Source organism: Nitrospirota bacterium, from assembly GCA_030684575.1.
Lineage (GTDB): Bacteria > Nitrospirota > Nitrospiria > Nitrospirales > Nitrospiraceae > Palsa-1315.
This window is the reverse complement of sequence record JAUXVD010000017.1, coordinates 1-20,996: the sequence shown is the minus strand read 5'-3', so window position 1 is coordinate 20,996 and position 20,996 is coordinate 1. Positions and strand designations below refer to the sequence as shown.

The window sequence follows — 20,996 nt, the reverse complement described above, 5'->3', positions numbered from 1 at the left end:
TCCTGCGTTACTCCCATTCAATTGTGGCCGGCGGTTTCGAACTGATGTCGTAAACCACCCGGTTCACACCCTTCACTTCGTTGATGATCCGGTTCGAGATCTTACCCAATACGTCATTCGGAATCTTGGCCCAATCGGCCGTCATGCCATCCAAGCTGGTCACGGCACGAAGCGCAATGACATGCTCGTAGGTCCGTTGATCGCCCATGACGCCCACCGTCCTAATCGGCAGAAGTACGGCGAGCGATTGCCAAATCTCCCGATACAAACCGGCAGCGCGAATTTCCTGATCGAGAATGGACTCGGCCGCTCGAAGGATCGTCAGTCGCTCCTTCGTCACAGCGCCGAGCACCCGGATCGCCAGACCGGGTCCCGGGAAAGGCTGCCGCCACACGATTTCATCGGGAAGGCCCAATTCCTTCCCCAATACCCGGACTTCATCCTTGAACAGTTCGCGTAACGGCTCGATCAGCTTCAACTTCATCCGCGCCGGTAACCCGCCGACATTGTGGTGCGTCTTGATGGTGGCCGACGGCCCCTTGAAGCTCACACTTTCGATCACATCGGGATAGAGCGTGCCTTGAACGAGAAACTTCACCCCGCCAGATTTCCTCTTCGCTTCCGCATCGAATTGTTCGATGAACTGTTTCCCGATAATTTTCCTCTTACGCTCGGGATCGATCACCCCTTTGAGCTTGGCCAAGAACGAATCGGACGCATCGATCATGCGCAAGTTCAGGTGGAGCTGTTTCGCAAACGTTTGTTTGACCTGCTCCTTCTCTCCCGTCCGAAGCAGGCCATTGTCGACGAAAATGCAGGTGAGCTGATCACCGATCGCGCGATGCGTCAATGCCGCCGCCACAGAAGAGTCGACGCCTCCGCTCAAGGCACAGATCACCCGCTCCTTACCGACCTGCTCGCGAATCTGCTGCACCGCCGTCTCCACATAGGACTCCATCGTCCACGTCGGCTTACAGCCGCATATCTCATAGACGAAATTACGAAGCAACGTCGTCCCTTCAGGCGTATGCACCACTTCCGGATGAAACTGCAGGCAATAGATCCGACGCTTCTGGTCGTCGCGTTTCATCGCAGCAATCGGAGAATTCGCCGTATGGGCAATCGACCGGAAGCCAGGCGGCATCCGTTCGATACGATCCCCATGCGACATCCAGACAACGGTCGACCCGTTTGTGCCGATGCCCTTGAAGAGATCGCTCTTGTCGTCGATCGTCAGATCGGCACGACCATATTCCCGATGCTTGGACTTGGCCACCTCTCCGCCGGAGAGGTGCGTCACCAGCTGCATGCCATAACAAATGCCGAGAATGGGAATCCCGAGGTCGAACAGTTCCTTGGAGACGCTCGGCGCCTTCTTCTCATACACGCTGGAGGGGCCACCGGATAACACGATGCCTTGCGGACGATAGGCGAGAATCGTCGCCATGGAAGCGGTACAGGGCAAGATCTGGGAATAGACATGCGCCTCGCGGATGCGTCGCGCAATCAGCTGGGTATATTGCGACCCGAAGTCGAGAACCAGGATTCTATTGTGCCAGAGTTCCATATTGTTAGCTTTCAGCGGTCAGCACTCAGCAACCGATTGGACAGGATAGCCGAAACAGGCTTAAGACAAGATCTGAACCGAGGTGGGAATGATTCGTGTCTTGCTGAAAGCTGACGACTGAGAGTTGATCGCCTTCGCTCACTCCCAATCCGTCCGATAATTCGGCGCTTCCTTGGTGATAATCACATCGTGCACATGACTTTCTCGGAGACCAGCAACCGTCTGCCGGATAAACTGGGCTTTCTGTTGGAGGTCAGAAATCGTCTTACACCCGCAGTAGCCCATGCCGGACTTCACGCCGCCGATCAATTGATAGATAACAGCCGAGAGCTTCCCCTTATACGGCACACGGCCTTCAATCCCTTCCGGGACCAGCTTCTGCACCGGACGGCCGCCTTGGCCGTACCGATCTCCGCCGCCACGCTCCATCGCGCCGATTGAACCCATGCCTCGGTACACCTTATAGGTCCCGGCTTGATAGAGTTCGGTTTCACCAGGCGACTCATCCGTGCCAGCCAAGAGTCCACCGAGCATCACCGAGGAGGCACCGGCTGCTAAGGCCTTGGTGATATCGCCTGAAAACTTGATCCCGCCATCGGCAATAATCGGAACCCCTGTGCCTGCGAGAACTTTTGCGCAGTCGGCAATTGCCGTCAACTGCGGCATCCCGGCGCCCGACACGATGCGGGTGGTGCAGATGGAACCAGGCCCCACGCCCACCTTGACAGCATCGACACCGGCACGAAGAAGATCCTTGGCCGCCTCGGCAGTCGCAATATTCCCGGCAATCAGTTCAAGGTCCGGATACTTTCGCTTAATCATCTTGACCGTATCGAGCACTGACCGGGAATGCCCGTGAGCGGTATCGACCACGATCACATCCACCCCTGCCTTCTTGAGCCGCGCCACACGATCTGGCGTATCCGGCCCCACTCCGACAGCCGCACCCACGCAGAGTCGGCCATGTCCGTCCTTGCAGGAATTGGGGTAGAGGATACGCTTTTCGATGTCTTTGATCGTAATGAGCCCCTTGAGCTCGAAATGTTTATTGACGACGGGGAGCTTCTCGATCCGATGCTCGTGCAGCACCTCGCGAGCTTTTTCCAAACTCGTCCCTTCGGGTGCCGTGATCAGCTTATCCCGCTTCATCACTTGCGAGACCTTCAGGTCCATTCTGGTTTCAAACCGCAGATCGCGATTCGTGAGAATACCCACCAGCTTTTTATCCTTCGTCACGGGAATACCTGAGATCCGGTATTTGGCCATCAAGCCGTGGGCATCGCGAATCGTTTGATCGGGCGAAATCGTAATCGGATCGAGAATCATCCCGCTCTCTGATTTCTTGACGCGGTCCACTTCCGTCGCCTGATCCGTCGGCGACAATACGCGATGAATAATCCCAATACCACCTTCGCGGGCCATGGCAATGGCCAGACGGGACTCGGTCACGGTATCCATCGCCGAACTGATAATGGGAACGTTGATCTTGATATGCCGCGTGAGCATCGTCCGCATGTCGACCTCACTCGGCAGGATCTGAGACTTGGCCGGAATCAACACGACGTCGTCGTAGGTCAATCCTAAGCGTGGTTCTTTATCGAGCATGACTTCCCTTCACTGGCGGAATGCTGAAAAAGCTTGCCGGAGTCGTTCTCTGCCTTCGCCGACGCGGCTTCGCGCAGGCCGGTCGCATCGCTCAAACCCCAACGTATCTTAAGGGTACGGCTCGCTTCTTTACTCGCTGCGGTCTTGCCGGACGGCCATGTTGAGCATCTCGCAACCTGCCAGCAATCCTTGTAGCGGCGCTTATGACTTCTTCGATGCGACCCCTGTCACTTGTGCATTTTCGATTTCAGCCACGCTTTCGGCATCTTCCTGGAGCCGTTCACTCCCCTCGTCGGCCGGCATGAACTGTTCGACTCTGGTATTTCCGCTATCGACGACAAACACACTGCCTCTGACATCGACCGCGAGGCCGTAAGGAAAGTTGAATTGCCCTTTACCGTTCCCGAACCCGCCCCACTGGGTGATAAAATTGCCTTCTTTATCGAACTTCTCGATGCGATGGTTGCCCGTGTCCGTCACATACACATCACCGGCGCCATCGACCGTAATACCCCAGGGAGACCGCAACTGACCGGCCTCTTGCGCCAGCGGGCTGCTGGCATGGCCCGGCTCAGAGCTCCCGCCCCATTTGGTCAGCAACTGCGGCAACACGTTGGTGCTGGTATCGAACTTCTGAATCCGGTGGTTTCCCATGTCGACGACATACACAAATCCATCGGCCTGATCCACCGCCACACCGCGCGGGAAGTAAAACTGTCCATCTCCGTTCCCGAAGCTGCCCCAGGACATGATGAACTCGCCGTTCATATCGAACTTCTGCACACGGAAGTTGGCGCTGTCGACCACGTAGACATACCCGCGTACCCGATCGACTGCGATACCCCAGGGGGAGTTGAACTGCCCTTCGCCGTTTCCACGCGACCCGAACTTCATGAGATAGCCGCCGAGCTTCCCGTCGAACTTCTGAACACGATGATTGTTCGTATCGACGACCCACACGTCGCCCTTGCCATCGCAGGCAATGCCGGTCGGATTGTGGAAGTTCGAATTGGCCGAACCGAAGTTACCCCAGAGAATGATGAAGTTTCCGGCATTGTCGAATTTCTGAATGCGGTTGTTGCCGTTATCGACCACGAACAACGACCCTTGCTGATCGGCGCACATGCCATAGACCGGAGCCATAAATTCGCCGCCATGCAACAACGACGCACCACGGCCCGTCCGGCCCCATTCGGCCACGCACAGGTACCCTGACGTATTGACCAAAATCGTCGTGCTGGCAGGGGTTGAGACGTTTCCGCCCAAATCCTTAAACCAGACGTAGATCGCTTTCTGTCCGTCTCCCAGCGACAAAATAAACTGAATCGTTGCGCCGAATTTGGTGGCCGGCGTCACATCGACCCATCCCGGTGTCCCCGCCATGGGGGTCATCGGCGCCTCGGAGATAAAGTAGGCCGCCACTCCGGTATCGACATCGTTCGCTGAAATCGTGACGATGACTTCCGGCGTATTCGTCATGAACGCGCCATGGTTGATCACGGCATAGGGATTTTGCGGCGCCGTGATATCGATGAGGACCGGCGTGACCGCAACTTCGCTCGACAACGCACTTTCAGCACCGGTCTCGAACACGGCGGTCACGGCATAATAATAGGGGGTATCGTTCGAGAGCCCGGTGTGCGCATAGGGGTTCGTCACACCTTCAACTTTTGTCGCCGTCTGCGTCGTGAGCTCCGGAATGGTATTAAAGTACAGGTTGTAGGATTGGGCGCCAGGGACCTCCATCCAACTCAGGAAGGCTTCCGTATCGCCGGCTTTGACTGCCACACTGTAGGGCGGCGGCGTCTCGCTCGGGACCTGACTGATGGCTGCGGCGTCCTTCCCGCGATTAATCTCTTCCTCCGTCGGCACATACTTGAGGATGCGGCCATTGCCGCTGTCGACCACGTAGACCGCGCCCTCTTTATCGACCGCGATCCCGTACGGATAATTCAGCTGCGACTCTGCCCGTCCGCGATTACCCCAGGCACAGAGAAACGTCCCGTTGCCATCAAACTTCTGAATGCGGTGGTTCCCGGTGTCGACCACATAGACATTGCCGAGCGCATCGCAGGCAATGCCCCAGGGGGACTTGAACTGCCCCGGCCCTGCGCCCTCACGGCCCCATTTGGCCAGAAAGCTCCCACGAGCATCGAACTTCTGAATACGATTGTTGCTTTCATCCGCCACGAAAATGTTGCCGACAAAGTCGACGGCTACGCCGCGTGGGAAAAAGAAGGCGCCATCGAAGCTGCCGTCACGACCCCACTTGAGCAGGGCCTGTCCATCAGACGTAAACTTCTGAATCCGCGCGTTGCTCGTGTCGGAGACATAGAGGTTCCCCTCGGCGTCCGTTGCCAATCCCCAGGGCACGTCGAACCGGCCCAGATCCGCCCCGCGCCAGGCAAACCCGAACTTGCCCCAGGCCTGCATCACATTGCCGTCGAGGTCGAATTTCTGGATGCGGTTATTGCCGCTGTCTGCGATATACAAGACGTCGTTCGGCCCGACAGCCAACCCACGTGGATAGTAGAAGCTCCCTTCCTGTGAAGAGGGATCGCCGCCCCAACGCGCGAGAAACTTTCCGGTTTTATCGAGTTTCTGAATCGAATGGTTATCGGTATCGGCCACGTAGATATTGCCGTCTTTGTCGAGCGTAATTCCCGTGGGCGAGCTGAACTCCCCGTCATCCACGCCTTCCCGCCCGATACTCATGGCCAACAGATAGGGCGAGGGAATCGCCATGACCTCTTTCGACTCGAGGCTCTCCCCCTTTTGCGTGACGACGGTCACCACATAGTAATAACAAGTCCCGTTGGCCAGATCGTCATGGACAAACGGACTCTGAATGCCTTCCACACAGGTACCATTCTCTTTCGTCACCCCAATGACGGCTTTGAAGTCATCGTCGCCGGCAATCGGACGCGTGAGGTCTGAGAACTTGATCATCACGCCCTTGGTCGTCTTGAAATAGAGATTGTAGTACATGGCATCGGGAACGGAATCCCAGGTAATGGTCACTCGGCCATTCCCCGATTTTGCGGCCACGTTCGCCGGAGCCGGAGGGAGTTCTTCTTCTTCGGCGATCGAATCACCGGCACCCCATTCCCCCTGAATTTCTTCGATGGTCAGATGCGTTCGATCAAACCGAAACATCTCGTCGAATAGCCATGCTTTAATCATTGGTGGTGCCTCGTGTGACAGGACCGGGTGAAATCGAAGAACTTCGCCTCTTTCAACAACTTAGATTGAGAACGGGAAGTCTAACAAAGCGGCTTGCGGGGAGTCAACGGGGCTCTGAGCGCCTTTTGCCGCTCGCGCAACACGCGACCTCGCAAAGGAACACTCAGGCTCCCGTTTTTGAAAAGATGTGGGGATTGAAGGGAAGGGAATGGGAAAACAAGAGGGACGGGAGTCACGATTCTAAGTCCGAGGATTCTAGAACTTCGAACCTCTGATCACGCGTTTCTCGGTTATCTCGCGCTTCGCACGCGAACAAGACGCTGGCGGAATTTTCGAGCAGCCTGTTACGCCTGCTCGACCGGCTCTTCGACCGACGCTTCAAGTACCGTCTCGTCGGTCTCCACATCAAAGGCCAATACCGCCTCACCTTCCATAAGATCACTCGTGACAGGAAGGTCTTCGGAATAGGACGGCTCTGACGTCTCGACTGATAACAGAGACTCGTGCTCAATCGGCAGGAGTGCCTGCTCGGACTCGCCCAATTCTTTGAACTCACGCAACGGCGGAAGCTGGGTCAAGTCTTGTAACCCGAAATGCTCAAGGAAGAACTTGGTGGTGCCGTACATGATGGGCCGGCCTGGCACCTCTTTTCGTCCGACGATCCGCACCAGCTTGCGCTCGCACAGGGTGCGCAACACGCCGGACGTTTCCACGCCACGAATCTCTTCGATCTCGGACCGTACGAGCGGCTGCTTATATGCGATAATGGCCAGGGATTCGAGCGCGGAGCGGGAGAGCTTTTGCGCCGTTTTGGCTTTATCCATCCGCTTCAACCAGGGCCCATACTCCTGCTTCGTCACCAGCCGATACCCACCCGCAACCTGCACCAGCTGAATGCCGCGCCCTTCCTGATCCAAGTCATACGTGAGCGTATCCAACGCATGAACCACTTCGGCTTTCGAAACTGACCCTAGGATCGACATCAGCCGTGCCACCGGCACCGGTTCGGGCGACACGAACAAGACCGCCTCTAGAATGGCTTTGAGTTCTCGCGCGTCGATAGCCTCTGGCTGGCTGCTCATCGACTCGACGCCGGCCTCCTGCGGCTCAGCTTCCGGCTCTCGCACCTCGACAACCTCTAAAACCAGCTCGTTCTCTGTCGGAATCACGTCGTCTGTTTCCTGCTCCACGGTTGAGCTCATGCTCCCCTCCATTCAGCATCATCTAATTCTGCCGGATCTGGCACGAGTGAAAAGGCGCGAGACACGAGGATCGGTCCAAAATGCTCCGCCTGGAATATCCGGGCCGTTCGAAGCTTCATCAGCTCCAGCAGGGCCAAAAATGTGACGATGATCACCAGCCGATGACAGGACGGTTCAAAGAGGTCGATGAAATTTACCGATTCCTGCCCTTCCAACATTTCTAAAATCGAATTCATCCGATCTCGAACCGTCAAATTATCTGGCAGGATATCCATGAAGGTCTTGCCGGGATTGCGATTCAAAATCTCCTGCAACGCATCCACGAGATCGAACAAGCTGACATCGACCATCAGCGACTCATCCGACTTCAATTCGACCGTCGGGCTCTGTTCACGGCTATAGATTTCCCGCCACAACCGCTCGTGCTCATCCAACTGATTGGCGGCCTCTTTGAACTGTTTATACTCGAGCAAGCGCCGCACCAATTCCTCACGGGGATCTGGCCCATCTTCCTCGTCAACCACCGTCTCATCGACCGGAAGCAGCATCTTGGATTTAATCTGAATCAGGGTCGCCGCCATGACGAGAAACTCCCCTGCAACCGTCAGATTGAGGTCTTCCATCGCCTCAATATAGGTGAGGTATTGCTGGGCAATCAGGTGGATGGGAATGTCATAGATATTGATCTCGCTCTTCTTAATCAGATGGAGCAGGAGATCGAGAGGCCCCTCAAAGTTCTCGATGTGAACCTGATAGGGCAGTTCGGTTTGTTCTGTGTCGTCTGAGTGGTTATCCACAAGCGGACTTATACCAGCTTTGGGGGGAGAGGAGCAAGCCTCCATCTATTAGTAGTGGTCGCAGTGATAAACCGCGCTTCACCGCGAACGAATCAAATAGGCGATCAGCATGGCACTGAAAATGAGGAGGGAGAGAATGATGGCATACTGCACGGTCTGATTTTCGAGCCCCAGGGGGGCCTGCCCGGATGCCGATCTGGTCGCTCGGGTAAACAGCGGCCCCTGCTCGAAAAAGACTTTGGAAAAGTCCTCTCGCCCTTTGAACGTTGCATCGGAAAAGTCCGCAGTCGATCGGAACGTCGCCCGGCGGAAATAGGCGTCCCCGTCAAACTGGGTAAACGTAAAAAATGCCTCCCGGTCGAATGTCGCTTCGGAGAAATCCGCCAGCCCCTTGAACCGGCTTCCGGAAAACCCGGTGCCCAACTTGAAATAGGTCCGTGACAGATTGACATCCTTCTCGAAGACCACTTCCAAGAACTCCACCAGCCCATTGAATCCCGATTGCTGGAATGTCACCGGCCCGCGAAAGACAGATCGATGGAATCTCGTATGGGGACCAAAGGCCGTTTTCTCCGCAAAGACGTCGCGCAGAAATCGGCCCTGCACAAAATAGCTCTCGTGCAAGAACACCGCACCGGACAGCGTCACAGGCTGCGCGAACAGAGACTGTGAGAGATCCACGATCTGCTCGAACTTGGTCCCGCTGAGCGTCACAGGCCCCTTCACCACCAGCAGCCCTTGCCTCGATTGATGCCTGATCGCTCCGCGCACCACCGAATTGAGGATCGTCACGGAACCGGCAATCACGCGAACCTCTCGCCCCTGCAGTTCCTTCATGCCCTCAAGCTCGGACGGCAATGGACCGACGGGCAATGTATCCAGCGACAGGTCGCCGCGTACCACCACCCCTGAGAGATCGATGCCCTTCCCCTCCTTGAGCGCCTGGAGCAACTGCGTCGCATCCACCGCTCGCGCCTCTCGCTCCGATTCCCTGCAGTCCGCCCCCAGGTGAAGCGTAAACGCCGCGCCTGGCCCTGAAGCAGACTGCTCCACCGAACAGCTTGACCCCACCGCACCGATCGGCAGCCAGAAAAGAGCCATTCCTGCCAATATGATCCCTGCACCTATCCGATTCATCATGCAGGCCCTTATACGGAATGCCACGGCCCAACGCAAGACAAGAACCGCTGAATGACTGTACGGTCCAACAGAAATTGCTACACTTTCGAGGACGAACAGCGCTGAACGAGAACTGCGGAACGCTGAAGGAACCATCGTGCCTCGCATCATCGTTCATCGCTCGCCGCTCGACGTTACCTTCCACGAAGGAGCCTCACGATGCCACGTCATCTTGCCGTCATTTGTACGTTAGTCCTCACCCTTCTCTCTGGAACCCCGGTCTCCGTCCATGCGGATACGATCATTGAGCTCCCGGTCTTGGCGGCGATTCATCAAAATAATCTCGGCGTATTTGAAGTCCTCATGATGTGGTGGGATAAAAAGCCAGACCCGAATCCCATTCGACTGCAATGGCTCCTTGCCGGCGTGCGGCTGGGCGATGTCCATTTAGGCGCCATGGCTCAGGCGTTTAACTATGCCGTCGAACGGACCCCCTCGGTCCAACATAGTGGAACCGTCTCGGTGCAAGGGGTCGCCTATCGGCCCACCGGCAGCGACGGACCAAGCGCCGGCGCAGCGATGGCAGTCGGATTCATCGCTCTATTCAAGGGCGACCGCATTCAGCGAGGTATGGCCTTGACCGGAACCATTGAGCCAGGAGGACAGATCGGCCTAGTGGGCAGTATCCCGGATAAGATTCGGGCTGCGGCACGAGAGGGGTTTCGTACCGTGCTTGTTCCGCGCGGACAGATGTATGACGCGCAATGGAACCTGAATGAATTAGGACTTCAGCTCAATGTGACGGTGAAAGAGGTCGACACAATCGATGAGGCGTATCAGCTCATGACAGGCCAGCGAATCTAGGGCAGGATGCTAAGCTGTGGCGACTTGCATGATTGCGTCATACTCCGCTTGCGTCAACCGATGCATGCCCAAGGTTAAACGTCGCGAGAGTTCGGCCTGATCGGCAATCTGCAACACGTTCAGCAAGAGGGGTTGGCTCACAGCGGATGGGCAGGCTAACCGGCGTACGCCGCCGATCCGCACAAAGCCAAATCTGGCCTCTGTTCTCAACTCATCGCTGAGGAACGCGTCCAGCGCGGAGAAATCTAATACGGGAGAGAGGATCTGAAACTCGGCGCAAAGCCCGACCTTCAGCACATACACCAGCCCACGAGACTCGATATCGAGGTAGGTTTGAAGGTTCGTCCGAATCAACCCGGTGCAGAGGCCCCAGAGGCCATGCCCGAGTTGCAGCTCGGCACTTTCCTCCGAGGTGCGCTCTCGCAACGCCCCGGCTACGAACAAAAAATGACTCATAGGCAATTCATCGCGGGCATTCAGCAGGAAGATCAAACACGGGCAGAACGAATGCCATGAAACCGGGATAGAGTCCCTGCCTCATCTCGCCGGACGACTCGGCGAGACCTGGCATCCCATGCGGGTGTCAATGCGTGTGGTAATCGTCTGAGTCCTCGAGCAGGCTCTCTGGTTTTTCGAGGAAATCCGAGTCTTCATCTTCCCCGTCCAGCGTGAGCTCTTCTTCCACGTCTTCATCGGTCTCGTCGGCGTCATCGGCCATATCGACATCGTCATCGAGCAATTCATCCTCAAGATCGGAATCTTTTGGCATCGGAGACGCCGTCGGTCGAGAGGATACGGGCCTCTGAACCTGGATCTCATCCTCATCCATGAATGATGGCACGGGCTTCTTAACGGGGACTGGAGGCGAGGACTTGGACGACGAGGCTGAGACCGTTTTGACCGCTGGTTTTTTCAGCGCTGGCTTGGATGCCGCCGCAGAACGTTTCGGAGCAGCCTTCTTGGCAGTTTTCATCGTGACTTTCTTTGCAGCAGATTTTTTCACGGCCTTCTTGGCTGCGGGTTTTGCTTTGGGCTTGGTTTTGGCTTTGGCCGTTGCCTTCGCAGGGGCTTTCTTCGCCGACTGTTTCTTCTTCACCATCGAAATTCTCCTCTCTCATCCAGTGGATGTCTGACGTGGCCTCCATCTAGCATGAACTTATGGAGTCTTGCAACTCACCGCCCCCATCGCCCCTGAAAGGAGGCCACAAGCCCGTTCCTGCAACCAGTCTTCCCCCTGCCGGCTCGCCCCCATGCAGGCTCATCGTCGGCATGGTAAAATAGGCAGCAGGACAGCGCCGAATCCTTCTCTATCCAAACGGCTCTATGGTATAGAAAGAAAACTATACGGGAGACCCCATGACCCCTCGCCTCCTCATAGCCCTGGTTCTCATCCTGGGACTGCTCCCGGCCTGGCCGACGGCCGCGACGCCTCCTTACACGGCCATCATTATCGAGAGTGGTTCCCCCTACTTTGTACCGAAGTCCGCCATCGTCTCGACTGGGTCTCCAATTCAGTGGGAAAATCCCACCGCAACGGAACATACCGTCACCCATACCGGCTGTTTGGAGGAGGGTGATCACTGCGCCTTCGACTCCGGTCTCATGCTTCCGAACGGCACCTTTACACTTCCAGGACTCGCTCCCGGCCGTTACCCCTACATCTGCCGCATTCATCCCATCATGCGCGGGATCATCACCGTCACCGACGGCCCCAAGCTCCCCTCCCAACTCTAGAACCCGTCGTTCGTCACTCGTCATTCGTATCTCGTTCAATCCCGGAAACGCTTCACGCATCACGAACGACGCGTCACCTCCCATTGGGTCTTGCGAGAATCCTGGCCCTTCGTGTAGGCTGCGGCGCTCACACAGGTTATCCAACAGGCTGCGGAAAACTCTGTGAAAGAAAAACGTACCGCTCACATGTTTCGCATGCATAGAAACTCCAATCGCTTCAGGATGCTCAACAAGGCCGCTCAGCAAGGCCGCAGCGAGCAAAGAACCGAGGCGTACCCTTGTGGTACGTTCAGCCTTTCCGTGAAGCGAGAACGCCGCTGGCGGTCTTTTTCAGCATCCTACTAAACATGAAGCCAGCTGTCGCCACCCATCAACCGCTCAGCCTCACCGGAGAGACGCTCAATCTCCTGGCCTGGCATATCCCCGATCTCATCGCCTATCAGCACCGTGAAGACGAATGGTGGTTCGCCCCCCTCGATGACAACCTCCCGATCGTGCGCCTGAATCGCACCGGCCTGGAGATGCTCCAGGCGATGAACGGTCACACGTCCGTTAGCGCACTGGCAGAAAAGTACGGGACAAAGATTTGCGGACCGGACGGACAGCCGGGGCAATGGCATTTAGAACATTGGTCCCTGCCCACCTACTCGCTCTGCTACTTTGGCACTGAACCTCCTGGTGGCCACCGCCACAAGGCCAAATGGGACCTGCTCCTCCAAGAAATCAGGGAAGGCTGGTCAGGACAGGAAGGGTTTGAGGGGGAAGAGCACCTCGAAGATTTCCATCACCATGAACTGACCGACAGCGGCGAAGACGATGGCCACTTCGACCTCATCGAAACCACCGTGTCGCATCTCTTCCGGGAGCCGAACGAGACACTCAACGGCTTGACCTATGGCCGGCTCCTCATGAAGCAATTGCGGAAGCTGGGCTGGTTCAACCCTAAGCCTCGCGTCATCGTGGAAGTGGGCGGCGGACTCGGTTACCTCGCCCGTGAGTTGGGCAAAGAACTGCTGCCGTTTGAGAAACAGACCATCCGCTACATCTCCCTCGATATCACCCAGCCATTCCTCAAGCTGCAAGTCAGCCGCGCCGAGGCCGGAGGCTGGGGAGGCATTGGGACCCGTGCCAACGGCGAAATGCTGCCCTTCAAAGATAATTCCGTCGACCTCGTCATCGACAACGAGAACATGGCCGACATGACGCCGGTGAAGTTGACCAGGAAAGAACTCCTCGACGGGAAAGGCGACACGCCGCAGCATCAGGAAGCGTTAGATTGGATCAGACGTACAAGGTTGCCGCTGGGTACGGACTTGCCGGAAGATGTCATCTTCAATCTCGGCCCCTTTCGCTTCGTCGCAGAACTCTGGCGCGTGCTGAAACCGGGCGGTAGGGCCTTTCTTACGGAATTTGGAATTGAAGAAGGCTGGCCGGCGCCGGTCAAGCTGCCGGGCCATACGGAGTACGAAGTCCAATATAGCCATCTACGACAAGCCGTGCGCTGGCTGGGATTCCAGGAACGTTATCTCTCGCTGCCGCAGTTCCTCGCCATGAAGCCGGACACCAAAGTCCTCTGCACTGGCGCGGCCTATACCATTCAGCGGTTCTGCCAGGCCATGAGCAAGCCCTTCCCCGTGCGGGCTTACACGGAGAAGGAGCTACAACAGGCCCTGGGCGACATGCTCCCCAAACTCCATGGCTGCCATTACCACGACGTGGTGGATCCCGCCTGGTTCGGCCTCCTCGACTTCAAAGTCTTGTTATTGGAAAAGCCAGGCGGAGCCCCGAAACCTAGCTTTTCGGAGAACCAAGGCTATCGGTGGTATTCGCAGCGGTAGCGGCACCGAGTTGCCTTCTGCAACAGGCCTCCTAATATTTTAGTTCCGTTCGTCTCACATCGGGCACAAGGGAATTCCCAGTTAAGTCTCACCTAGCTCTTGAATTCTGCAAAATCGTGACTATCTGAATGAGTGGCAGGTTTTATGCTTTCTCTTCTAGGTACTCCCTGATCCTGGAAGACATCAAGAGTCATGGCCATTCGGGAGGTACGAACGATGAACCGTCGTTTCAACATGCTGGTGATTCTTTTTCTTTCCACTGCGCTGGGCGTGACGCATGCTGACAAAACGCTGGCCTCTTCCACTCTGGTGGGCAACAGCGCCGGCACCTTCTCGCTAGAGGGACATCCTGGCATAACGCCCGTCACACCTTCTGCCGACTTGCTGTTCAGCGATGTGCCGTCACTCAGTGGACGTTACTCTGCCGGGGATATGACGATTCTTCCGTATATCGGCGCAGGCTTTGGCGCCGGCTACAACTCCCAGCTCGATCGTGCATTCACGCCGAATTCGCAACCTCAGCCAAACCTGAATCTCGGTGGTCTACCGGGGCAAACCCTGGTTCCGAATGAATTTCAAATGGGAATCCGAATCCCCTTCTAGGAGCCCGAACCGTCATGCATCCGGGCATCAGATTCTCAGGAATACCGATCTCTACGTCCTGGCAGGCCAATCGTTCGAGGATGTTGCGCTCCCCCTCCTCACCGCTCAGTGCCGGCGGTCCCTTCGCTGGCTACCGGCGCTACTCCTGACCCCACTGTTTTCGCCTGATCCCGTGGAGGCAAAAGAAACTCTCCCGGCGAGAAGATCATCCGTTTCAACAGGCGTCGGGCAAGCTCGATCATGTCGGCTCGATGGAAGTCATGGGCTCGAAGCGCCGTCACCAGCGACAGGAAAAAGCTGACCCCTAAGTTGAAGACGAACATGACCGCGACACCTGCAAGAGCCCTGAGAATGCGACCCTCTCCATACCACTCAGCTTGCAGGGAGGCGCTGGCGAGCGCAAGAGTGCCGCTCGACAACGTGACATGGCGAACATCCAGCGGCAGACCAATGAACGCCCCGACCGCAGGGGTCATCCCCAACATCATCCCGAGTGAGATGTTGGTGCCCCATCCCGCCACGTTGCGGGACACGCCGGCCGACCAGGTTTTCATTCGATCCGCGCCGAAAATTCGAGTCCCCCACGCATGTTCGGCCAGCGCCTGAGGTACCTGGTGATAAACGGCCCAGTTTTCGATCCATCCACCGGCCAAACTCGACAGCCACAGAATAACACCCGTCAACGCGGCAAAAATCACCGTTCCGCTATCGAGCGGACTGAGGGTCTCGTAGACGTGGGACGCAACCTGGAGATCGAGGATCGGCCCACCTGTTACCAGGCGCCAACAGGCATCGAGCACATAGGCAGCGACCGACACGACCAGGACGTTACTCACGGCTGCCGCGAGCTGGGAATGGGTGATCTTCGCGATCACCGTGACAATGTCGTCCAACCGCGCCGAGCCTGGATGATCGCGCATGATGGTCGCCAGAGTGGCGGCCGTCATCGCCGGCTGTTTCGTCGCGAGCATGAGCCCGAACGTCTGCATGAGGACAAAACTCACGGCATAATTGAGACCATATCCGAACCCCGCCAGGAATGGCGCAAGCCCAAGCACGAGGATGAACATCTTGATGGCGGCGGTGAACGCCGTGAGCACGCCGCCGCCGGCCGCGGCAACCCAAATGTGTCGATACTCTGCTCGATCATTTGCAATGTAATGCTCCCCTGTGACTCCGGAGCGATCGACGATCTTCCGATGCAAGAGCCGGGTATTGACCTCGCAGAGATAGGAGAGACTGCCTTCATGAAGGCTCGCCTCGATGAGCGTCGTCAGAAACGCATGGACGGCCGCAGCATAGGTGAGGTCTTCGCGTGCGGTCATGATCTCAACCATCGTGGTCATTCGATGGAGGCAGTGAGTGAGAACCTCAAGGCCATACACGATGCCCACGCTGACCCCGGCAACTTCCAGTTGCCGACGAATCCATCGGATTTCATTCTGGCATTCCGCCGCTTCTTCCCGCCAGCGCGCCCCCGCCGTATCGACAACCTTCCCGGTTTGCCACAACCCGACCAACTCTTCGCTGATTTGAGCGAGTCGAAAGAATGGAGATTCCTGAATCGAGGAAGGCCTCCGGCTCCTGACCCGGAGCTTCTCCGACAGGCCTTGAGCCTCTACACGGATGGCCAGGAGACGAAACCCATCGGCAAACGCCCGGAGGAACGGGTTGGGCAGATCCGGATTCGTTGGCGGAATGAAGGCCTTCAGGAGTCTCGCGAAAAAGCGAGGAGGAATTTCTGAGAACCACTTGACCTCAACCAGGCTGCCGTATTGGCGCTGCAAGAGATGCGTCAAATCTCGATCGTTCCGGACACTCGGGAGAAGCTTTCGCATCATCCTGTCGCCGAGCTCAACGAGAAATCCACGGTCGCAGAGCACCCCTGCCTCGCCTACCAGATTCACCGCATCGGTTTCGTGCAGGATCTGATTGATCGCTCTGTGCATGTCCGCTCTGACGGCAGGCACCTGTTCCATGACATCGAGTAGGAGTTCCCAGTAGAGATAGGCCACCCGCCACCGCATACGGGCGCCGAGCACTTGCAAGGAATGGCTTGTCCCCACGCTCGTCCAATGGATCAATCGAAGCCAGGCATCGAGTCGATCCCCCAAGCTTTCGGCGTTCACGAAATCCTGCAAGTGATCCGCGAGCGCATTCCTCGTCTCATTGTCGGCGCTGGACGGGCCAAAGAACGCCAGGACCTGTTCCCGCACCGTGCCCGTGAATGCAGGACTTCCAGGCTCAACAGACATCGATGAAGAACCCGATGACTCCTCGCTCATGGGAAACCCTCAAAAGGACGATGCGAACCTGTCATCTGAATGTGTCTTTCCATCAGGAAGGAATCGCGAGGCTGTTACGCAGTCCGCTCGAGGAGTTACTCGATCGTACGGACCAGAATAGAGGAAGTCAATTGACTCGCCAGGCTATGAAATGACGGATTCGCCGAGGGCCGCCTCCAGGTTTCAACAAGCGATGTACTTGAGGAAGTTAGGCGGGGCTTCGAACGCCGGCTTCTCGGAACAGATCGATTATCGGAGATATTCACATTGGTACAATATGAAACGTGAGGCGTGAACGGTGACACATAAGAAATAATATGCACTGGCGAAACGGAAAGTTTCTGCTCCACACGATAGCTTGAGACCGACGAACTCCCCTGATCACTCGACTGCCCACCCGATCCTCGGCCACACCCATATCGTGGCGGCTGTACAGATGAAGCCAATCACGGGGGCTCTGGTCGAGATGCAGGCCAAACCGTAACGCCAACTCAGCGGTCAGGGGATGTTGCCCACGCACCACATGGCTGATCCGCATGGCAGGGAACCAAGTTCCAGCGCTAAGCGATACTGAGATAGGCCCAACCCATCGAGGATCTCTTTGAGGTAGACACCGGGCTGTATGGGGGCAATGCGGGATTTAGCCATGAAAAGTTAACTGAGCGCGCAGGTTGTCCTGAATTGCTCATCCAGATACGCTCGATCATCGGCATGACGCCGGTCGAGATGCATCTGAAACCCTTTGGACACGAGCCGGAGTTTATGGCGAGATCCTTCCGTCAGGACGCCGGTGTGGCGTTTGGCATCGACGATTTCAGTCCAAATGCTTTCAGTAGCGGCGCCAACGATCTGTTGAATTTGCGCCAGTGATTCCTGGTCCATCGTGCATTTCCTTACGAGATGCAAATTTCATGGCGTTGGCGAAGGGACGTCAAACTGCGTCTCCCGCTCTAAGATGGTCGACCAGACCGCCCTTTGTGCATGCGCAACGCGCAGTCGAGGATCAACTAGGTCGCCCTGCTAAGAGAAGGAGAGGAAGAGGACAGAACGGAATCGTTCAAGCAGAAGACGAGAGGTACAATTGCAGGACCTGCCATGAATGCCGCGAGAGCAGCATGCTAGCCATCAAGATCATCGTCCACTAAAACATCATCCATCAGATCTTCAATAACCGAATGCAGGTCGATGCTGAACCACTCCTGAAAGGTTGTAAAATCACGTTTCTGCGGCCAGGCTGATGGATCGGTATGCCAGCCATCTAGTTCCCGCTCGAAGATCTCGGCATAGACATGTTTCAGAACCAGCCGCCCGTCTTCATCGCTTTCGAACTCTGGAATGAGATAGACCGTGTGCTCGTCCGCCACATCCGGCGCCAGGCCTGAGTCATCAAGACTGGCCGCCCAATCAAGAAAAGGCTGTTTTGGTCGCACAATCAATGCCGCGCGATTCAACATGAATTAACCTCTTGAGCCCTTGTAATTAAATAGTCCTGATTCAGGAGCGGAGCAACCATTATACGTATGACAGCGTTACAGAAAACCCTATTGTCGTCCCGCCAAGACAATAAAGACTCCCGATCCCTTTTCATCCTTGCGGGGAATGCCGAGTTCGCGGGCGATCTCGGCGGCTGGGCGTTGGCCAGTGTTGAGGAGTTGGACTGCCTGTCGTTTAAACTCGCCCGTGAACCGTCGTCGTTCTGCCATAGCACACCTCCGTGGGGGCGTATCGTCCCCCGTTTGAGGTGTCCGTCAAACCTGGGCTAGCTCACGAGTACATCGAGCGCTTCTACAATCCCACGCGGCGGCACTCGACGTTGGGCCATCTCAGTCGGATGGAGTTCGAACTGCAGGTGGAATTAGCATAGGCGGGTGTTACCTAAACCGGCAGCATCCCAGAGGTTGCTAGCGCGAAAGCGACTTCTTGAAATTGTCACACCAATTTTTATCGGTATCCACATACAAGTTAAACCCCTCGTCAAATACTTTAAACATACCGTTGAAATAAAGCAGGTTTAATGCCACTTCGTGCTTAGGCGCTGCATTTAACACACTCATATCCTGCGGAACAACTGGCGAGGAATTTATTACCTTCGCCGTTTCTCCTATCGCAAGGAATAGAGCCAATGCCTCATCATTCTTCATATATTGACGTATATCCTCTTTTGTAATCTTACTGCCAAATAGCTTCTCATGACAGGCACTGAATTGTTGTTGATGTTTAGGGATTCTGACATAGATCATATTCTTGTGGTTTTGCGTTATGGGAGGGGCGCCATACCGCACATTAAACTCCCATTGATTTTTGTTTGCTTCAAAAAAATTAATCATCGACTGTCCGTGAGCAGAAAGTCCAACTAATATCTCACCCGATTCCTTTGGATCTAACTCTTTTTTCTGTTGCGTCGCTTGAGCTCGGCTGCTTTTCTCTGCCTCTGGCCTCCACTCCAGCGCCAGCTTTTGCGCCTCAGCAATCTGGGCAGTGGGCATCTTTGTTGCGAGAGCATCACGATGATCAACTGCTTTCTTATTTCCGCTCACCCCACTCAGGTTGAACCACTTATGGGCCTGGACATAGTCCTGCGGCACGCCCCTGCCTTTGGCATACAGCAGACCCAGGTTGAACTGCGCGTCCGCGACTCCCTGGGCAGCGGCTTTCTCCCACCACTGCCGTGCTAGCGCATAGTCCTGCGGCACGCCCTGCCCAAAGGCATACAGCCGACCCAGGTTGAACTGCGCCTCCGCGACTCCCTGGGCAGCGGCTTTCTCATACCACTGCCGTGCTAGCGCATAGTCCTGCGGCACGCCCCGGCCGTTGGAATACAGCAGACCCAGGTTGAACTGCGCCTCCGCATCCCCCTGTTCGGCCAGCAGTCGCCACTCACGCAAGGCTGTCGTGAAGTCGCCGCGGTCATAGGCGTTCGTGCCTGCTTCGAAGTCGGCCCACGCAGGCGTGGCGAGACAAACAATCGAGAGCACAACTGCGATGGAGAATCGGAACGACATCGACACCTCACAAGTTGGCTCAGTCTAGAAGTCTACGGGGAAAACCGCAAGGCGGAGGAACTGGTCATAGGCTGCGCTGTTGGAAGCTTGCCACCATAGAAGAAGCGCCGCATCGTAGTCCCCACGATCCTCCGCAGCCTGTGCCTGCTGTTCGCGCAACTTCTGGGCTTCTGCCGCTTGTTGCTCCCTGATTTTTCGGGCTTCGGTTTCTTGCTGAATGGATGCTACCTTCGCCAGCAAAGTTTTCGCTTCCGGATCTCCCTGATCCGTAGCCTTCTGAAACCACTTCTCTGCTTCAATATAGTCTTGCGTTACACCTTTCCCGCCACGGTAAAACTTGCCTACAAGTACTTGCTCATCTGCTCGACCCTCTTGAGCATAGGGGAGCGCGCTGCTCATAGCCCTTGAGTCGAATCGATTTGCCTCCTCCTTCTTTCCGTCCTTCATATATTTATCGCCAAGCTGATAATCTATTTCTGACGTGTTTACTTTTGGTGCGGACATGAGGCAGCCGCTTAATGACAGTAATGCTACCGTCGTCAGGAGAAGAGATGCCGAGCATCGCTTTAAGCCATTCCGTCTGATTCCACCTTGCATCTGCTCACCCTCCGTGGTTAGCTGTCCTTAATCTCGCTGTGACTACGGCACAGACGACTTGATTTTCAAGACAGTTACAGGCCTTGAATGCCCTGCCCTCAAAACAGTTGCTAACCCTGAATGCCTGGTTCGTGTTGACTGCGGGGTTATACCGGAAGCTTGCTAACAATTTCATTTGCGGCCGCATTGCTAAAGCCCTCAGAAAGTAGGTCTTTACGAATTTCTTCGGGCGCTCCACCTTCAATGGTGATCTTTCTACCTTGCTCCGTTGCTGGAATGATGACGGTCGACGAATCATCGCTTTGTATGGAACCTGGGTCGTCTGCGCCTTGGGTAGTGTGAACTCGATAACTGCCTTCGTCGTAAATTTCAATTTCCACGGGGCGACCTTCGATTGTTCCTTTAAAGATAAATCTCGATGTATCAGCCATATTGGCTCCTATATTGGTTGAAGGCATAGGGGTTCTGCCCCACTTTTACGGACACCTGATTACGGCTCATAATGAGCCAGGAGGGGTGTCATGGGAGCACGACGGAAGTTTTCAGCTGAGTACAAACGTGAAGCAGTGGCGATGTTGGAGTCCCCGGGGGTGACGGTAC

Annotated in this window: 19 protein-coding genes and 1 pseudogene; 5 read left to right on the top strand and 15 right to left on the bottom strand. The window is 56.1% G+C overall.

Features of this window, described 5'->3' with window-relative positions; all coding sequences use genetic code 11:
- Nucleotides 1-7: 7 nt before the first annotated feature.
- The 6 genes from guaA to Q8N00_12860 form a co-directional block, all read right to left on the bottom strand.
- Nucleotides 8-1,567: a glutamine-hydrolyzing GMP synthase gene (gene guaA / locus Q8N00_12885; GenBank protein ID MDP2383687.1), complete on the bottom strand. Its 1,560-nt coding sequence runs from the start codon at nucleotides 1,565-1,567 to the stop codon at nucleotides 8-10.
- A gap of 138 nt (nucleotides 1,568-1,705) precedes the next feature.
- Nucleotides 1,706-3,172 (bottom strand): IMP dehydrogenase, encoded by a 1,467-nt coding sequence (gene guaB, locus Q8N00_12880; protein ID MDP2383686.1) that lies wholly within the window; start codon nucleotides 3,170-3,172, stop codon nucleotides 1,706-1,708.
- Between the two features lie 201 nt (nucleotides 3,173-3,373).
- Nucleotides 3,374-6,355 carry an SMP-30/gluconolactonase/LRE family protein gene (locus Q8N00_12875; GenBank protein ID MDP2383685.1) on the bottom strand — a complete coding sequence of 994 codons (2,982 nt, stop codon included), beginning with the start codon at nucleotides 6,353-6,355 and terminating at the stop codon, nucleotides 3,374-3,376.
- A 344-nt stretch (nucleotides 6,356-6,699) separates the two neighbouring features.
- Nucleotides 6,700-7,557, bottom strand: coding sequence for an SMC-Scp complex subunit ScpB (gene scpB / locus Q8N00_12870; GenBank protein MDP2383684.1), 858 nt, complete (start codon nucleotides 7,555-7,557; stop codon nucleotides 6,700-6,702).
- Nucleotides 7,554-8,354, bottom strand: a complete 801-nt coding sequence (locus Q8N00_12865) for a segregation/condensation protein A (GenBank protein ID MDP2383683.1) — start codon at nucleotides 8,352-8,354, stop codon at nucleotides 7,554-7,556. The genes scpB and Q8N00_12865 overlap by 4 nt, the downstream gene beginning before the upstream one ends.
- Before the next feature lie 78 nt (nucleotides 8,355-8,432).
- Nucleotides 8,433-9,455: a pentapeptide repeat-containing protein gene (locus tag Q8N00_12860; protein MDP2383682.1), complete on the bottom strand. Its 1,023-nt coding sequence runs from the start codon at nucleotides 9,453-9,455 to the stop codon at nucleotides 8,433-8,435.
- Between the two features lie 237 nt (nucleotides 9,456-9,692).
- Here Q8N00_12860 and Q8N00_12855 point away from each other — a divergent pair, with 237 nt between their 5' ends.
- Nucleotides 9,693-10,337, top strand: coding sequence for a S16 family serine protease (locus Q8N00_12855; GenBank protein MDP2383681.1), 645 nt, complete (start codon nucleotides 9,693-9,695; stop codon nucleotides 10,335-10,337).
- A gap of 9 nt (nucleotides 10,338-10,346) precedes the next feature.
- On the opposite strand, the gene Q8N00_12850 is transcribed toward Q8N00_12855, so the two are convergent.
- Nucleotides 10,347-10,793, bottom strand: a complete 447-nt coding sequence (locus Q8N00_12850) for a hypothetical protein (GenBank protein MDP2383680.1) — start codon at nucleotides 10,791-10,793, stop codon at nucleotides 10,347-10,349.
- Nucleotides 10,794-10,920: 127 nt separating this feature from the next.
- Nucleotides 10,921-11,106, bottom strand: coding sequence for a hypothetical protein (locus tag Q8N00_12845; GenBank protein ID MDP2383679.1), 186 nt, complete (start codon nucleotides 11,104-11,106; stop codon nucleotides 10,921-10,923).
- A gap of 58 nt (nucleotides 11,107-11,164) precedes the next feature.
- Between Q8N00_12845 and Q8N00_12840 the strand changes: the two genes are divergently transcribed.
- From Q8N00_12840 to Q8N00_12825, 4 genes are all read left to right on the top strand, one after another.
- Complete coding sequence (locus Q8N00_12840) at nucleotides 11,165-11,470, top strand: hypothetical protein (GenBank protein MDP2383678.1); 306 nt, start codon at nucleotides 11,165-11,167, stop codon at nucleotides 11,468-11,470.
- Between the two features lie 223 nt (nucleotides 11,471-11,693).
- Nucleotides 11,694-12,071 carry a hypothetical protein gene (locus Q8N00_12835; GenBank protein ID MDP2383677.1) on the top strand — a complete coding sequence of 126 codons (378 nt, stop codon included), beginning with the start codon at nucleotides 11,694-11,696 and terminating at the stop codon, nucleotides 12,069-12,071.
- 347 nt (nucleotides 12,072-12,418) lie between these two features.
- On the top strand, nucleotides 12,419-13,909 hold the full coding sequence (locus Q8N00_12830) for a hypothetical protein (GenBank protein ID MDP2383676.1): 1,491 nt from the start codon (nucleotides 12,419-12,421) through the stop codon (nucleotides 13,907-13,909).
- 216 nt (nucleotides 13,910-14,125) lie between these two features.
- Nucleotides 14,126-14,512 (top strand): hypothetical protein, encoded by a 387-nt coding sequence (locus tag Q8N00_12825; protein MDP2383675.1) that lies wholly within the window; start codon nucleotides 14,126-14,128, stop codon nucleotides 14,510-14,512.
- A 98-nt stretch (nucleotides 14,513-14,610) separates the two neighbouring features.
- On the opposite strand, the gene Q8N00_12820 is transcribed toward Q8N00_12825, so the two are convergent.
- The 7 genes and pseudogenes from Q8N00_12820 to Q8N00_12790 all read right to left on the bottom strand — a co-directional run bounded on the left by Q8N00_12820 (nucleotide 14,611) and on the right by Q8N00_12790 (nucleotide 20,827).
- Nucleotides 14,611-16,767, bottom strand: a complete 2,157-nt coding sequence (locus Q8N00_12820; protein ID MDP2383674.1) for a hypothetical protein — start codon at nucleotides 16,765-16,767, stop codon at nucleotides 14,611-14,613.
- A gap of 684 nt (nucleotides 16,768-17,451) precedes the next feature.
- On the bottom strand, nucleotides 17,452-17,679 hold the full coding sequence (locus Q8N00_12815) for a hypothetical protein (protein MDP2383673.1): 228 nt from the start codon (nucleotides 17,677-17,679) through the stop codon (nucleotides 17,452-17,454).
- Between the two features lie 236 nt (nucleotides 17,680-17,915).
- Nucleotides 17,916-18,251 carry a hypothetical protein gene (locus Q8N00_12810; GenBank protein ID MDP2383672.1) on the bottom strand — a complete coding sequence of 112 codons (336 nt, stop codon included), beginning with the start codon at nucleotides 18,249-18,251 and terminating at the stop codon, nucleotides 17,916-17,918.
- Between the two features lie 144 nt (nucleotides 18,252-18,395).
- Nucleotides 18,396-18,500 (bottom strand): annotated as a pseudogene (locus Q8N00_12805) (transposase).
- 198 nt (nucleotides 18,501-18,698) lie between these two features.
- Entirely contained in the window at nucleotides 18,699-19,799 is a 1,101-nt protein-coding gene (locus tag Q8N00_12800) for a tetratricopeptide repeat protein (GenBank protein MDP2383671.1), read from the bottom strand.
- Between the two features lie 24 nt (nucleotides 19,800-19,823).
- On the bottom strand, nucleotides 19,824-20,303 hold the full coding sequence (locus Q8N00_12795; GenBank protein MDP2383670.1) for a hypothetical protein: 480 nt from the start codon (nucleotides 20,301-20,303) through the stop codon (nucleotides 19,824-19,826).
- A gap of 239 nt (nucleotides 20,304-20,542) precedes the next feature.
- Nucleotides 20,543-20,827 (bottom strand): hypothetical protein, encoded by a 285-nt coding sequence (locus tag Q8N00_12790; GenBank protein MDP2383669.1) that lies wholly within the window; start codon nucleotides 20,825-20,827, stop codon nucleotides 20,543-20,545.
- Nucleotides 20,828-20,996: the final 169 nt, after the last annotated feature.